This is a genomic window from Bacteroides sp. GD17 (assembly GCF_038448625.1).
In the GTDB taxonomy this organism is placed as follows: Bacteria; Bacteroidota; Bacteroidia; order Bacteroidales; family Bacteroidaceae; genus Bacteroides.
This window is the reverse complement of record NZ_JBCEZS010000027.1, coordinates 1-16,252: the sequence shown is the minus strand read 5'-3', so window position 1 is coordinate 16,252 and position 16,252 is coordinate 1. Positions and strand designations below refer to the sequence as shown.

The following is a 16,252-nucleotide window of genomic DNA, read 5'->3' as shown; positions in this document are numbered from 1 at the left end:
CGAACAGAGAAGTTAAGCCCGGTCACGCCGATGGTACTGCGTAACAGTGGGAGAGTAGGTAGTCGCCGTTTTAGAGAGAAGCCTCCATATCATTAGATGTGGGGGCTTTTTGTGTTTATGCAGATGCTATCTGCACTGTACAATTGTTATCTTCTTGCTATATTTACGGTACTTTTCTGGTTTAAAATGATGTTTTTTTGGAAAACAAAGAACATTTCTTTCTCTCTTTCTATCCAATATCAAATGTATTTTTGTAATTTTGGCGTGAATCTAATAGGAAATAAAATCACGCAATTAATATTATAATATAAATCATATAATAACTCCTGTAAACATGGAAAACAAAATTCAAGAGCTGACCGATAAGATCTACCGCGAAGGGGTAGAAAAAGGTAATGAAGAGGCCCAGAAGCTTATTGCAAAAGCTCAGGAGGAAGCCCGGAAGATTGTAGAAGATGCCAATAAAGAGGCGGATGCAATCAAGGCTGCTGCTCATAAGTCTGCCGATGAACTGGCAGAGAATACAAAATCAGAGTTAAAGTTGTTTGCCGGTCAGGCTGTGAATGCCTTGAAATCGGAAATTGCCACTTTGGTGACAGATAAGATTGTGAATGCTGATGTAAAGGCATTTGCGGCAGACAAAAATTACCTCAATGCCTTCATCGTTGCATTGGCATCCAAATGGAGTGTGAATGAACCGATTGTGATTTCTACCACCGATGCTGAAGGTCTGAAGAAGTATTTTTCAGCTCAGGCAAAGGGCTTGCTGGATAAAGGTGTGAAGATTGAACAGGTAAACGGTATCAAGACACTGTTCTCCGTATCGCCTGCCGACGGTTCGTATAAAGTGAACTTCGGCGAAGAAGAATTTATGAATTACTTCAAGGAATTCCTGCGTCCGCAACTAGTGGAAATGCTGTTCTAAACTCCCACAGGATTATGAGTAAATACTATTACTTGATAGCCGGTCTGCCCGAACTCACTCTGGAGGACAGCAAGCTGAGCTATACAGTAGCAGATTTCAAGACGGAGCTTTATCCGGCCTTGTCGGAAGAAGACAGGAAGTTGATCGACTTGTTTTATCTGAAATTCGACAATGCAAATGTTTTGAAACTGTTGAAGGATAAGGATGCTGCCATCGATCCGCGTGGAAACTATTCTGCGGAAGAGTTGGCAGAGTACATCTCGCAGCTGAAGGATGGTGATGAGGTGTCTCCTCATGCGTTTCCATCCTATCTATCCGCCTTTATTTCCGAATACTTCAATATGCCTGCCGAAGAGGGATTCTTGTATGAAGACCGTCTGGCAGCGCTTTACTATGCCTATGCCATGAAGTGCAAGAATAAGTTTGTGTCTTCGTGGTTTGCTTTCAATCTTACTATCAACAATGTATTGGTGGCATTCACGGCACGGAAGTTCAAGTTGGACATTGCACCGCTGATTGTGGGCGATACGGAAGTATGCGAAGCTTTGCGTACATCCAGTGCCCGTGACTTTGGTCTGAGCGGTGAAGTGGACTATTTGGAGCAGTTGGTGAAAATCAGTGAGACGGAAGAACTGGTGGAACGGGAAAAGAAGATAGACCAGCTCCGTTGGAACTGGATGGAAGAAGCCACTTTCTACAACTATTTCACAGTAGAGCGCCTGTTTGTCTTCCTGCTGCAGCTGGAGATGATAGAACGATGGATTTCGTTGGATAAGGAAAAGGGTAGCCAGATGTTCCGCAGTATTATTGCTGCATTGAAGGACGAGGTGCAGATACCCGCAGAATTCAGATAAAATAAATAACATAATTATATGGCAACAAAAGGAACTGTTAGTGGCGTAATAGCCAACATGGTGACCCTCGTCGTTGACGGACCGGTGGCTCAGAACGAGATCTGTTATATCTCGACCGGTGGAGACAAGTTGATGGCGGAGGTGATTAAGGTGGTAGGCACCCAGGTCTATGTGCAGGTGTTTGAAAGCACCCGCGGACTGAAAGTGGGCTCCGAAGCCGAGTTTACCGGACACATGCTCGAAGTGACGCTGGGACCGGGTATGCTTTCGAAGAACTACGACGGTCTGCAGAACGACCTCGACAAGATGGATGGTGTTTTCCTGAAACGCGGACAATATACTTATCCGCTGGACAAGGAAAGCAAGTGGCACTTTGTGCCGTTGGCAAAGGTAGGCGACCAGGTAGAAGCTGCCGCCTGGCTGGGACAAGTGGATGAAAACTTTCAGCCGCTGAAGATTATGGTGCCTTTTGAACAGAAAGGCGTATGTACCGTGAAATCCATCGTAGCCGAAGGCGATTACGGTATTGAAGATACCATTGCCGTGCTGACTGATGCAGAAGGCAATGATGTTAATGTGAACATGATACAACGGTGGCCTGTAAAACGTGCCATGACTAATTATAAAGAAAAACCGCGTCCTTTTAAACTTTTGGAAACAGGCGTGCGCGTAATCGATACGGTGAACCCCATTGTGGAAGGTGGTACCGGATTTATCCCCGGTCCGTTCGGTACAGGTAAGACGGTGCTTCAGCACGCTATCTCCAAACAGGCCGAAGCGGATATCGTAATTATCGCTGCCTGCGGTGAGCGTGCCAACGAGGTTGTGGAAATCTTCACCGAATTCCCCGAATTGGTGGACCCGCATACAGGACGTAAGTTGATGGAACGTACTATCATCATCGCTAACACCTCGAACATGCCGGTGGCTGCCCGTGAGGCATCCGTTTATACGGCAATGACCATTGCAGAATATTATCGAAGCATGGGTCTGAAGGTGTTGCTGATGGCCGACTCTACTTCCCGTTGGGCGCAGGCATTGCGTGAGATGTCCAACCGTATGGAAGAGTTGCCCGGTCCTGATGCCTTCCCGATGGACTTGTCTTCTATCATCTCCAACTTCTACGGACGTGCCGGATATGTGAAACTGAATAATGGCGAAAGCGGTTCCATTACCTTTATCGGTACCGTATCTCCTGCCGGTGGTAACTTGAAGGAACCTGTAACCGAGAATACCAAGAAGGTGGCTCGTTGCTTCTACGCCCTTGAACAAGACCGTGCGGACAAGAAACGCTATCCTGCCGTGAATCCGATTGACTCTTATTCCAAATACATCGAATATCCTGAGTTTGAGGAGTATATCACCAAACATATCAACGGTGAGTGGATTGGTAAGGTGAATGAAATCAAAACCCGTCTGCAACGTGGTAAGGAAATTGCCGAACAGATCAACATCCTGGGTGATGACGGTGTACCGGTAGAATATCACGTAACCTTCTGGAAATCGGAGTTGATTGACTTTGTTATCTTGCAGCAGGATGCCTTCGACGAGATTGATGCCGTGACTCCGATGGAACGTCAGGAAGAGATTCTGAATATGGTGATTGACATCTGCCACACTGAATTTGAGTTCGACAACTTCAACGAGGTAATGGATTACTTTAAGAAGATGATCAACATCTGCAAGCAGATGAACTACTCGAAGTTCAAGTCGGAAGAGTATGACAAGTTTCGCAAGCAGTTGCAGGAATTGATTGAAGAACGTAAAGCATAATAAATAAGATGGCAACAAAAGCATTTCAAAAGATATATACCAAGATTACTCAGATTACGAAAGCCACGTGTTCGCTGAAGGCAACCGGGGTAGGATATGATGAGTTGGCAACCGTGAACGGCAAGCTCGCCCAGGTGGTGAAGATAGCCGGTGACGATGTGACTTTGCAGGTGTTCGAGGGTACGGAAGGTATCCCGACCAATGCGGAGGTAGTGTTCTTGGGCAAGGCTCCTACAATCAAAGTGAGCGAACAACTTGCCGGACGCTTCTTCAACGCCTTTGGCGACCCTATCGACGGTGGTCCTACCATTGAGGGCGAGGAAGTGGAAATCGGCGGTCCGTCCGTGAATCCGGTCCGCCGTAAACAGCCTTCGGAGCTGATTGCAACAGGTATTGCAGGTATCGACTTGAACAATACGCTGGTATCAGGCCAGAAGATTCCGTTCTTTGCAGACCCTGACCAGCCTTTCAATCAGGTAATGGCAAACGTGGCGCTGCGTGCAGAAACCGACAAGATCATCCTGGGCGGTATGGGTATGACGAACGATGACTACCTCTACTTCAAGAATGTATTCTCCAATGCCGGTGCGCTGGACCGTATTGTCAGCTTCATGAATACCACCGAGAATCCTCCGGTAGAACGTCTGTTGATCCCCGACATGGCACTGACGGCTGCCGAATATTTTGCCGTAAACAATAATGAAAAGGTATTGGTGCTGCTGACGGATATGACCTCATACGCCGATGCGCTGGCCATCGTGTCCAACCGTATGGACCAGATTCCGTCGAAAGACTCTATGCCGGGTTCTCTTTATTCGGATTTGGCGAAGATTTACGAGAAGGCGGTACAGTTCCCGAGTGGCGGTTCAATCACAATTATTGCGGTGACTACGTTGTCCGGTGGCGACATTACGCATGCTGTGCCCGATAATACGGGTTACATCACGGAAGGTCAGTTGTTCCTCCGTCGCGACAGTGACATCGGTAAGGTAATTGTTGACCCGTTCCGTTCCTTGTCTCGTCTGAAACAGCTCGTTACGGGTAAGAAGACGCGTAAGGACCATCCGCAGGTAATGAATGCTGCCGTACGTCTGTACGCCGATGCTGCCAACGCCAAAACCAAACTTGAAAACGGTTTCGACCTGACGAACTACGACGAACGTACCCTTGCTTTTGCTAAGGATTACTCCAACCAACTGCTGGCCATCGACGTCAACCTCGATACCACAGAGATGCTTGATGTAGCATGGAGCCTGTTCGGCAAGTATTTCCGTCCGGAAGAAGTCAACATCAAGAAAGAATTGGTGGATGAATTCTGGCCGAAAGCAAATAAATAATAACTTATCACTAATAACTAAGAGAAGTGGCTATTAAGTTTCAATATAACAAGACCTCCCTCCAGCAGTTGGAAAAGCAACTGAAGGTGCGCGTGCGTACGCTCCCTATCATCAAGAATAAGGAGAGCGCCCTGCGTATGGAAGTGAAGCGCTGCAAGGCCGATGCTGCCGCGCTGGATGCGAGGTTGGAAAAGGAAATCCAAGCTTACGAAGCCATGTTCGCCCTTTGGAATGAGTTTGACGCTTCATTGATAAAGGTCAGCGATGTTCATCTTGGTGTGAAGAAGATTGCCGGCGTGCGGGTACCGTTGCTCGAAAACATAGATTTCGAGATACGCCCCTACAGCTTGTTCAATGCTCCCAAATGGTATGCAGACGGGTTGCACTTGCTCAAGATGTTGGCACATACTGCCATCGAACGGGAATTTATCGTTGCCAAGTTGAATCTGCTGGAACATGCGCGTAAGAAGACCACCCAGAAGGTGAATCTTTTTGAGAAAGTACAGATTCCGGGCTATCAGGATGCTCTGCGTAAAATCAAGCGGTTTATGGAAGACGAGGAGAACCTCTCCAAGTCATCGCAGAAAATCATGAAGTCCCATCAAGAGAAAAGGAAGGAGGCAGAGGCATGATTACGAAAATGAAGAAGCTCACGTTCCTTGTATATCATAAGGAGTACGAAGCATTCCTGGAGCAAATCCGGGAATTGGGAGTAGTGCACATTGTGGAAAAGCAGTGTGGCGAAATGGACGATACCCTGCAACAGTTCATGCAGAAGCGTGCGCTCTATAAGAACATGCTCCAAAGTATGCATACCCTGGCCGAGAAGCAGCCGGAAGATGCAGTGCATGAAGCGCTCTCTGCCGATGCCCTGGTGAAGGCATACGAGGACTTGCAGGCACGGATACAGGACTTGAATCAGCAGATTCCCGCGATAGATAAGGACATAGCACAGATGGAAGTCTGGGGCGATTTTGACTGGAACTCGGTGCGTAAGCTGGAAGATGCCGGTTGGTTTGTACAGTTCTACACTTGTCCCGAAAGAGACTATAATGAAGCGTGGGTCGAAGACTACAACGCTATCATTGTGAAGGAGAACGGCGGACATCTCTATTTTGTAACCGTCACCCCGCATCCTGCGAATCTGGACGTTGAACCGCTTCGTTTGCCTTCGCTGAGCCTTTCTGAATTGAACCGGAAGAAGGCGGATGTAGAAGAGGCACTTGTGCAAGCACATGCCGGGTTGAAGGACTTTTGTAAGGCTAATTACCGGACGTTGGAGAACTACAACCTGTTGCTTCAAAGCGATATCGATTTGCTGAAAGTGAAGCTGAACAGTGAGCACATGGCCGAAGGTGCTGTTGTGCTGCTGGAGGGCTGGATTCCCGTAGACAACGAGGCTGAGGTGAAGAAACTCCTCGACGAAAGCGGTACTTACTATGAAATAAGGACTGCCAAGCGGGAAGACAATGCACCTATCAAGCTGAAGAATAATGCATTCACCCGCATGTACGAGGTACTTACCAAAATGTACGGTATGCCCGACTATGCGGAGTTTGACCCGACACCGATACTTGCACCTTTCTTCTCGCTCTTCTTTGCTTTCTGTATGGGCGATGCGGGTTATGGACTGGTGTTGATAGCATTGGGATTCTTCCTGAAGAAGAAAATGTCGAAGTCAATGAGGGGCATGATGAACCTGGTGATTACGCTGGGTATCTTTACGGCCGTTATCGGCGCTGTGCTGGGTACATTCTTCGGCGTAAGCCTTTTCGACCTGGAAATACCCGAGAAGCTGAAGCAGTTTATGATTGTAGGAAAGATAGGCGAGACCACTTATGACAAGCAGATGTTGCTGGCACTGATCATCGGTGTGGTACATATCAGTATTGCCATGACGGTGAAAGCTGTCGGACAAACGGTACGGTTCGGCTTCAAGGAGTCGCTCAGTGCATGGGGATGGCTGCTGCTGGTGGTAGGATTCATCTGTACCGGCGGACTTTCTTTCTTCAAGATTATCTCGGAAGACGTATCGACCTGGGCATTCATTGTGATTGGCGGTATCTCTGCCATCGGCATTTATCTGCTGAACAATATCCACCGGAATGTATTCGTCAATATCGGTGCCGGCGTATGGGATACCTACAATATGGCTACCGGATTGATGGGCGATATCCTTTCGTACATCCGTCTGTATGCGCTCGGCCTGGCCGGCGGTATGCTGGGTGGTGTGTTCAATCAGCTTGCCTTTATGGTGAACGATGCGGCAGGTCCGGCGTTGGGCTGGCTGTTCTGCGGACTGATCCTGGTTTTCGGCCATTCGCTGAACATCGCCATGTCTTGCCTGAGCGCCTTTGTACATCCGCTCCGTCTGACGTTTGTAGAATACTTCAAGAATTCAGGTTACGAAGGCAAGGGTGAAACCTATAAACCTTTTAGTGTAGTAAAGAAATAAAATAAATTAATTAAGAAACAAATAAAAATAGAAACATTATGAATGAAATTTTAGGTTATCTCGGTTTGGGTCTGATGTTGGCCCTTGCAGGAATTGGTAGTTGCTTCGGTACAACCATAGCAGGTAGTGCGGCAGAAGGTGCATTGAAAAAAGACCCTTCCAAGTCAGCAAGTTATATGATTTTGTCGGCTCTTCCCGCTACACAGGGACTTTATGGATTCGTAGCTTTCCTGATGTCTATGGGACGTAACTTTGCCACGGACGGTCCGTTGATGCTGGGTATCGGCCTGGGTGTAGGTCTGGTATGTTTGTTCTCTGCTATCCGTCAGGGACAGATTTGTGCCAATGGTATCGTTGGTATCTCTCAGGGCCACGATGTGCAGACTAATACGATGATTTACGCCGCACTTCCGGAGTTCTACGCTATCTTGGCGCTGGTAGCTGCATTGATGGTATAATCATTGTACTATAACAAAAGTAAATCCCCGGGGTTTCCAACTGAAACTCCGGGGATTTTTGTTGTGTAACATTTCCGCAAACGATTGTTTATGCATATTTAATCAGATTTTTCGATTAAAAGGCTATTTTTCAAAGAATAATGCGTACTTTTGCAGCGGTAATTAAGATAAAGAGATTATAACATAGTATGACTAAAGAACTACTTACCCCCGATTACATCTTTGAAGCGAGCTGGGAAGTGTGTAATAAAGTAGGCGGTATCTATACGGTTTTGTCCACCAGGGCAAATACCTTGCAGAATAAATTTCGCGATAGACTATTTTTTATAGGGCCGGATTTCTGGCAAGGAAAAGAGAACCCTTTGTTCATCGAGTCTGATAACCTTTGTGCAGCATGGAAGAAGCATGCCGCAGTAAAAGATAACCTCTCTGTCCGTGTAGGACGCTGGAATATTCCGGGTGAGCCTATCGTCATATTGGTTGATTTCCAACCATTCTTTGCACAGAAAAACGAAATATATACGGAAATGTGGAACCACTATCAAGTGGATTCGTTGCATGCTTATGGCGATTACGACGAAGCGTCCATGTTTGCCTATGCCACCGGTAAAGTGGTAGAGAGTTTCTATCGCTATAACCTGACGGAGACAGACAAGGTTGTATTCCAGGCACATGAGTGGATGACGGGTATGGCCGCACTCTATCTTCAGACGGCTGTTCCGGAAATTGCTACCATTTTCACCACCCACGCCACTTCTATCGGACGTTCCATTGCAGGCAATGACAAGCCGCTCTACGACTATCTTTTTGCTTACAACGGCGACCAGATGGCTCAGGAACTGAACATGCAGTCCAAACATTCCATTGAAAAGCAGACAGCCCATTATGTGGACTGTTTCACTACGGTGAGCGAAATCACGAACAATGAATGTAAGGAGTTGCTCGACAAGCCGGCCGACGTCATTCTGATGAACGGTTTTGAAGACGATTTCGTACCGAAAGGCGCTACTTTTACCGGTAAGCGCAAACGTGCACGCTCCACGATGCTGCGTGTGGCAAATTGCTTGTTGGGTGAAGATATGGGAGACGATACTCTTATCGTCGGTACCAGCGGACGCTACGAGTTCAAGAACAAAGGCATCGACGTATTCCTTGAATCATTGAACCGCCTGAACCGTGATAAGGACTTGAAGAAGAAAGTCCTGGCCATTGTCAGCGTACCCAGTTGGGTAGGAGACCCCCGCGAAGATTTGCAGGAGCGGCTGAAGAAGAAAGATGCGAAGTACACCACTCCGCTCGAAGTACCCTTCATCACCCATTGGCTGCATAACATGACCCACGACCAGGTGCTGGATATGCTGAAGTATATGGGTATGGGCAACCGTCCCGAAGACAATGTGAAAATCATTTTCGTCCCTTGCTATCTGGATGGTAAGGACGGCATTCTCGATAAACATTATTATGATTTGATATTAGGAGAAGACCTCAGCGTCTATCCTTCTTATTATGAACCGTGGGGCTACACCCCATTGGAGAGCGTCGCTTTCCGCGTGCCTACCATTACAACGGATCTTGCAGGCTTCGGACTTTGGGTGAACGGCCTGAAGAATCAGCATGGCATTGAAGACGGGGTAGAGGTGCTGCATCGCTCGGACTACAACTATTCTGAGGTGGCAGACGGCATCAAGGACACTATTGCTTTGTTCTCTGCCAAGACAGAGGCAGAAATCAAAGAAATCCGCAAGCGTGCCGGCCAGGTGGCAGAGCAGGCTTTGTGGAAACACTTTATACAGTATTATTATGAAGCTTATGATATTGCCTTGCGCAGTGCCATGAAGCGTCAATTAGGTTAACGAATTATTAATCAATCAAGTTATCATACAATGAAGATTAAAGTTAGTAATGTAAACACTCCTAACTGGAAAGATGTGAATGTGAAATCGCACGTTCCTGCCGAATTGGAGAAACTATCAGAACTGTCACGTAACATTTGGTGGGCATGGAATCATGAAGCTACTGAACTGTTCAGAGACCTTGATCCTGCCCTCTGGAAAGAGGTGGGACAGAACCCCGTACTTCTGTTGGAACGTATGAGTTATGCTAAACTCGAGGCACTCGCAAAAGACAAAGTTATTCTGCGCAGAATTGAAGACGTATACTCTAAGTTCCGTACATATCTCGATGTAGAGCCCGACAGCAAACGTCCGTCGGTGGCTTATTTTAGTATGGAGTATGGCTTGAGCCATGTACTTAAGATATATTCCGGCGGTCTGGGTGTACTTGCCGGTGACTACTTGAAGGAGGCTTCCGACAGCAACGTTGATTTGTGTGCCGTTGGATTCCTGTATCGCTACGGTTACTTTACTCAAACTTTGTCTATGGACGGCCAGCAGATTGCCAACTACGAAGCTCAGAACTTCGGACAGTTGCCCATCGACCGTGTGTTGGACGAAAACGGTAATCAGGTAATTGTAGATGTTCCTTACCTGGATTACTTCGTACATGCTTATGTATGGAGAGTGAATGTAGGCCGTATCTCTCTCTATCTGCTCGATACGGATAACGAAATGAACAGCGAGTTCGACCGTTCTATCACTCACCAGCTTTACGGTGGTGACTGGGAAAACCGTCTGAAACAAGAAATCCTGCTCGGTATCGGTGGTATCTTGACGCTGAAGAAACTGGGCATCAAGAAAGATATCTATCATTGCAACGAAGGACACGCAGCCTTGATCAACGTACAACGCATCTGCGACTACGTAGCCGAAGGCTTGTCGTACGACCAGGCTATCGAGCTGGTACGTGCTTCTTCACTTTATACTGTACATACTCCCGTTCCTGCCGGTCACGACTACTTCGACGAAGGCCTCTTCGGCAAGTATATGGGTGGTTATCCCACTCGTATGGGCATCAGTTGGGACGACCTTATGGACTTGGGACGTAACAACCCGGGCGATAAGGGCGAACGCTTCTGTATGTCAGTCTTCGCATGCAACACTTCTCAGGAAGTGAACGGTGTGAGCTGGCTGCACGGAAAGGTATCTCAGGAGATGTTCTCTTCTATTTGGAAGGGTTATTTCCCCGAAGAAAGCCACGTAGGTTATGTGACGAACGGTGTACACTTCCCCACTTGGAGCGCAACGGAATGGAAGCATCTTTATGCAGAGCATTTCGATGAAAACTTCTGGTACGACCAGTCCAATCCCAAGATTTGGGAAGCTATCTATAATGTATCCGACGAAGAGATCTGGAAGACGCGTATGGCTATGAAGAACAAGCTGATAGACTACGTTCGCAAGCAATACCGTGAAACTTGGTTGAAGAACCAGGGCGATCCTTCACGCATCGTTTCTCTGCTGGACAAGATCAATCCCAACGCACTGCTGATTGGTTTCGGCCGTCGTTTTGCTACATACAAGCGTGCACACTTGCTGTTCACCGACCTGGATCGTTTGGCTAAGATTGTGAACAATCCCGATTATCCGGTACAGTTCCTGTTCACCGGTAAGGCTCACCCGCACGATGGTGCAGGTCAGGGTCTGATTAAGAGAATCATCGAAATCTCCCGTCGTCCCGAGTTCCTCGGCAAGATTATCTTCCTGGAAAACTACGACATGCAGCTGGCACGCCGTCTGGTTTCGGGTGTAGATATCTGGTTGAATACTCCGACCCGTCCGCTCGAAGCATCCGGTACTTCAGGTGAGAAGGCGTTGATGAACGGTGTAGTGAACTTCTCCGTGCTCGACGGTTGGTGGCTGGAAGGCTACCGCGAAGGTGCAGGTTGGGCGCTGACTGAAAAGCGTACTTACCAGAACCAGGATCATCAGGACCAGTTGGATGCTGCTACTATCTATAGTATTCTCGAACAGGAAATCCTGCCGTTGTACTATGCACGCAACAAGAAGGGATATTCTGAAGGTTGGGTGAAGACAATCAAGAACTCCATTGCACAGATTGCTCCGCACTATACGATGAAGCGTCAGTTGGACGACTACTACAACAAGTTCTACAACAAGGAAGCAAAGCGTTTCAAGATGTTGGCTGCCAACGATTATGCCAAAGCTAAGGAACTTGCTGCCTGGAAGGAAGAAGTGGTTGAGAAGTGGGACAGCATTGAAGTGGTATCTTTCGAGAAGACCGAGGACTTACTCACCGGCTCTATCGAAAGCGGCAAGGAATATACCATCACTTACGTGATCGACGAGAAGGGTTTGAACGATGCCATCGGTCTGGAACTTGTCACTACTTATACGGCTCAAGACGGCAAGCAGCACATCTACTCCGTAGAACCGTTCGATGTAGTGAAGAAAGAAGGTAACCTCTATACTTTCCAGGCTAAGCATAAGCTGGAAAATGCAGGTAGCTTCAAGGTATCCTACCGTATGTTCCCGAAGAATGCAGAACTGCCTCACCGTCAGGACTTCTGCTACGTTCGCTGGTTCATCTAAGAACATAAGAAAACAGATGGTCTGTTTGAGTGAAATAGACCATCCGTTGAGGTCAAACGCATCATCTGTTTCGGGTAAACAGATGATGCGTTTTTTTTGTATGCTTGTGGGGGAGTGTAGTTCGACATTTCATGTGAACAAGACGAGGCAGGTAAGTGTTTTAAATACAAATAAAAAGGAGATTTATAAGGTATGAAAAAGATTGTTTTACTTCGTCATGGCGAAAGTGCATGGAATAAGGAAAACCGTTTCACAGGTTGGACGGATGTTGATTTGACAGAGAAGGGCGTTGCCGAAGCTGTAAAGGCGGGCGAGCTTTTGAAAGAGAAGGGTTTTCGTTTCGATAAGGCGTACACTTCTTATCTGAAGCGTGCCGTGAAGACGCTGAATGGTGTGCTGGATCGTCTCGACCAGGATTGGATTCCGGTGGAGAAGTCGTGGAGACTGAATGAGAAACATTACGGACAGTTGCAAGGCTTGAACAAAGCCGAGACGGCTGCCAAGTATGGTGATGAACAAGTGCTGGTGTGGCGTCGCAGTTACGATGTGGCCCCGCATGCGTTGGCAGAGGATGATCCGCGCAATCCGCGCTTTGAAGACCGTTATCGGGAGGTGCCCGATGCAGAGCTTCCCCGCACGGAGTCGCTGAAAGATACGATTGAACGCATCATGCCGTACTGGAAGTGCGTCATCTTCCCGAATCTGAAGACTGCCGATGAATTGCTGGTCGTAGCTCATGGCAACAGCTTGCGAGGCATCATCAAGCATCTGAAACATATTCCGGACGATGAGATCGTACATCTGAACCTGCCTACTGCCGTGCCCTATGTCTTTGAGTTTGATGATGAACTGAATCTGACGAATGATTATTTCCTGGGCGATCCGGAAGAGATTAAGAAGCTGATGGAGGCGGTGGCTAATCAGGGGAAGAAAAAATAAATGAATTTATTTGGCTATTCCCTGGAACAGCGTAATGCTGAGCAGTACCCCAACAATCACACAGATGAAGATAAGGAAATAATTCATGAGGCGCGCGCTCGGTTTTGTTTCCTTATGCAGATTCTGGGCGAAGTAATTCTTGAAAAACAGATAGATGGCAGGTACGGTGGCACTGGCCAGCAAGAGGTCTTCGGGTATCTTGTAGATGTACACCTTGGAGAATGCGATGAGCGCCCAGTGGCATAAGAACAGTATTACGAGCAGATTGACTTTGCGCGAGAATCCCAATAACAGTCCGATGGTGAATACAGCTACCGAACAAGGCATTACGGTAGTGGTCATCATCGGAAAATCCATGCCGCGTGCCCACGAAAGAAGCGGGTAGAGAAAAGGCATCGCATAGAGCACGCCTACGAGAACCTTGTATTTAGGATTACGTTCAAACTGCGTATGCCCGGTAAATAAATCCCATAACCATATCAATGCGATTACTCCCCAGAAGATGGTCAGAATGTAACTATAATTCCGTATGTTGCAGTACATCATATAGTAGACAACGGCTATCCATGCATTCAGGAACACCATATAGATCTTCATGGAGCGTTTCACCCATAGGCTTGGTTTGCGGTAAAGCAGCATGGTCAGTCCGATGCCTGCTACTGTAATGATGAGTTGTGCCCACCAAGTTCCCTCGTTGTATTGCGCGATGGTATTCCAGAATATTTCCATTTACAGAATTGGTTGTTATAGAAAAACGGCTGCAAAGGTATAGGTTTCTTGCTAAAATATGAAATCATTTTCTACATTTTGCCTATCTTTGCACCTCCAAAAATAAAAACAACATTTTAGCGTCAAAAACTAATGGATAAGACATCAACTGAACAAGAAATAATCCTTCGTAGAAAATTAGATTTATTGCTCCGTACCGGAAAACTATTGGTAGAAAGTGCCGCTGATACGAACCGCATCGAACGTAACATGAAGCGCGTTGCCGCCTATCTGGGACTTCCCGAAGAGAAGCTACACATCGACGTAAGCTATACGATGCTGATTGTGAATCTGAGCGACGATTCCCACTCGTATTCCAAATTCCAGAAGTGCGAAAAGCATGGCATCAATATGACGGCCATTTCAGAAATCAGCAAGTTGTCCTGGCGGGCCATTGAAAAGGATTATTCGCTGGACCAGTACGAAGAAGAACTGGAGAAAATCAAGAACAAGAAACGGAATTATATTCCTTATGTGGTGGCTATCGGAGCCGGTTTTGCCTGCGGCGGATTCTGTAAGCTGTTCGGGTGCGACTGGATTGCGTTTCTTTATGCTTCCATCTGTGCTTTTGTAGGCTTCCGCGTGCGTGCCCGGTGCTTTGAGTTCGGCATCAATCATTATATGAGCATCGCCATCGCTGCCTTTATCTCCACGTGCCTGGCTTATGCCTCTACGGTCTGGGGAACTTCTTCTACTCCTTATCATCCGCTGCTGGCTTGTGCCTTGTTCATTGTTCCGGGAGTTCCGCTGATAAACTTTGTGGACGATATGATAGACAACTACATCCAGGTAGGTATTGTGCGGGCTGTCAACACGGTGCTGATAGTATGCGCCATGGCTTTCGGCATTGTGCTTGCCATGCGTCTGCTGGCAGTGGAAGATGTGGTGATCGACAAGAAATTCAGTGAGCTGAGCATGGTTCCTCACGATTCTTACTTTGTGTATGCCATTGCTGCTGCCATATCGGCGATGGGATTTTCGATGATATTCAATATCCAGCGCCGGTTGTTGTGGGTGGTTGCAGTGGGAGGTATCATTGCGGTTTGCACGCGCAACTTTGTAAATTTCGAGTTGGGATACGGTCCGGTAGTAGGTTCGTTTATGGGTGGTTTGGTTGTTAGTCTGATAGCGGTGAAGGCGGTGCATTGGTTCCATGTACCCAATCATGTGCTGACGATTCCTTCCGTCATTCCGATGATTCCGGGGGTGCTGATGTATCGCTCGCTTTTTGCGCTTATCAATATGCATGGAATAGTGGGAGAGGTGACCGCGGCAGTGTCCAATGGCATCAATGCTTCATTGATCATCCTTTGTATTGCGTTGGGGGTAGCGGTGCCCAACATCTTTGCCCGCCGGTATATAGCCAAAGATCGGCAACGCTTCCTGAAGGAAGAATTGCAGAAGCGCAGGGAGAGAGGCAAGTTTATAGAATGGTAGCGGGATATATAGAGAAAACTTCTCCGATACTGAGAGAAAAGTTCTGAGGTATAGGGAGATAAGTTCTTTTCTTTAGTATCTATTCTCTGTTCAAGCAGCGCGAACAGATANATGGTAGCGGGATATATAGAGAAAACTTCTCCGATACTGAGAGAAAAGTTCTGAGGTATAGGGAGATAAGTTCTTTTCTTTAGTATCTATTCTCTGTTCAAGCAGCGCGAACAGATATTCGCACTGCTTGAACATGTATTCGCGCTGTGCGAATACATGTTCGCAAGCGCAATCTCAGATTTTCGGATTATAGTGGTAAACTACCGTCTCATTCCTCTTTAGAGAAGCCTGTACGTCAATCAGCCTTTGGTTCCTGCTTCCGCGGAAGTAGAGATCTTCGTCCTTCAACTCTTCCTTGAATTTCCCGTCCACCAATACGTCGATGTACTCCAGTAACTGGGCCTGGCGTGGATTCTGCAATAACTTCTCAAAAGTATATCCGGTGTAGCACCAGATGTTTTTGCGGGTTTGTTTCTTGATGGCATGTGCCAGTTTGGTAAAGCCCTCCGGTTGGTACATCGGGTCGCCACCGCTGAAGGTGACGTCTGCAAAACTATCGGCAAGTACCTTTTGCAGTATCTCGTCGGTATGCATCCAGCGTCCGCAGTTGATGTCCCATGACTCCGGGTTGTGGCAACCGGGACATCCGTTGGGACATCCGGCGGCATAGATGGCGGTCCGGAAGCCCGGACCGTCCACTGTGGTATCTTCTAAAATATCGAGAATGGAAAGCACTGGTTCAATTAAAAGTTAAGAATTAAAAATGATAAGAGGGACCTAATTGTGGATGACGCGGTCGTTCAGCTC

General features: G+C 47.3%; 13 protein-coding genes. 11 read left to right on the top strand and 2 right to left on the bottom strand.

The genetic code is table 11. The features are described 5' to 3' along the window. Positions 1–334: 334 nt before the first annotated feature. The 10 genes from AAE250_RS22950 to gpmA all read left to right on the top strand — a co-directional run bounded on the left by AAE250_RS22950 (position 335) and on the right by gpmA (position 13,189). Positions 335–925 (top strand): hypothetical protein, encoded by a 591-nt coding sequence (locus AAE250_RS22950; protein WP_294602445.1) that lies wholly within the window; start codon positions 335–337, stop codon positions 923–925. A 14-nt stretch (positions 926–939) separates the two neighbouring features. Next, the gene (locus AAE250_RS22945; protein WP_294602443.1) at positions 940–1,779 is read left to right on the top strand and encodes a DUF2764 domain-containing protein; all 840 of its coding nucleotides are present in this window, start codon (positions 940–942) and stop codon (positions 1,777–1,779) included. 18 nt (positions 1,780–1,797) lie between these two features. Then, entirely contained in the window at positions 1,798–3,552 is a 1,755-nt protein-coding gene (locus AAE250_RS22940) for a V-type ATP synthase subunit A (protein WP_294602441.1), read from the top strand. 8 nt (positions 3,553–3,560) lie between these two features. Further along, complete coding sequence (locus tag AAE250_RS22935) at positions 3,561–4,889, top strand: V-type ATP synthase subunit B (RefSeq protein WP_294602438.1); 1,329 nt, start codon at positions 3,561–3,563, stop codon at positions 4,887–4,889. A 26-nt stretch (positions 4,890–4,915) separates the two neighbouring features. Beyond that, positions 4,916–5,521, top strand: a complete 606-nt coding sequence (locus AAE250_RS22930) for a V-type ATP synthase subunit D (RefSeq protein ID WP_294602435.1) — start codon at positions 4,916–4,918, stop codon at positions 5,519–5,521. Next, complete coding sequence (locus tag AAE250_RS22925) at positions 5,518–7,344, top strand: V-type ATP synthase subunit I (RefSeq protein WP_342289452.1); 1,827 nt, start codon at positions 5,518–5,520, stop codon at positions 7,342–7,344. Before AAE250_RS22930 ends, AAE250_RS22925 begins: the two co-directional genes overlap by 4 nt. Positions 7,345–7,382: 38 nt before the next feature. Next, the gene (locus tag AAE250_RS22920) at positions 7,383–7,802 is read left to right on the top strand and encodes an ATPase (protein WP_009124232.1); all 420 of its coding nucleotides are present in this window, start codon (positions 7,383–7,385) and stop codon (positions 7,800–7,802) included. 188 nt (positions 7,803–7,990) lie between these two features. Continuing rightward, a complete protein-coding gene (locus AAE250_RS22915) occupies positions 7,991–9,655 on the top strand; it encodes a glycogen/starch synthase (protein WP_294602430.1) in 1,665 nt (554 codons plus the stop codon). Between the two features lie 30 nt (positions 9,656–9,685). Then, positions 9,686–12,250, top strand: a complete 2,565-nt coding sequence (locus AAE250_RS22910; RefSeq protein WP_294602428.1) for a glycosyltransferase family 1 protein — start codon at positions 9,686–9,688, stop codon at positions 12,248–12,250. Between the two features lie 192 nt (positions 12,251–12,442). Next, positions 12,443–13,189 (top strand): 2,3-diphosphoglycerate-dependent phosphoglycerate mutase, encoded by a 747-nt coding sequence (gene gpmA, locus AAE250_RS22905; RefSeq protein ID WP_294602425.1) that lies wholly within the window; start codon positions 12,443–12,445, stop codon positions 13,187–13,189. Positions 13,190–13,195: 6 nt separating this feature from the next. On the opposite strand, the gene AAE250_RS22900 is transcribed toward gpmA, so the two are convergent. After that, positions 13,196–13,918: a DUF6064 family protein gene (locus AAE250_RS22900; protein ID WP_294602422.1), complete on the bottom strand. Its 723-nt coding sequence runs from the start codon at positions 13,916–13,918 to the stop codon at positions 13,196–13,198. A gap of 132 nt (positions 13,919–14,050) precedes the next feature. On the opposite strand from AAE250_RS22900, the gene AAE250_RS22895 reads away from it, so the two are divergent. Next, positions 14,051–15,394 carry a threonine/serine ThrE exporter family protein gene (locus AAE250_RS22895; RefSeq protein WP_294602420.1) on the top strand — a complete coding sequence of 448 codons (1,344 nt, stop codon included), beginning with the start codon at positions 14,051–14,053 and terminating at the stop codon, positions 15,392–15,394. A gap of 285 nt (positions 15,395–15,679) precedes the next feature. Here the strand turns inward: AAE250_RS22895 and nrdG are convergent, their stop codons facing one another. Continuing rightward, positions 15,680–16,180: an anaerobic ribonucleoside-triphosphate reductase activating protein gene (gene nrdG, locus AAE250_RS22890; RefSeq protein WP_294602418.1), complete on the bottom strand. Its 501-nt coding sequence runs from the start codon at positions 16,178–16,180 to the stop codon at positions 15,680–15,682. Positions 16,181–16,252: the final 72 nt, after the last annotated feature.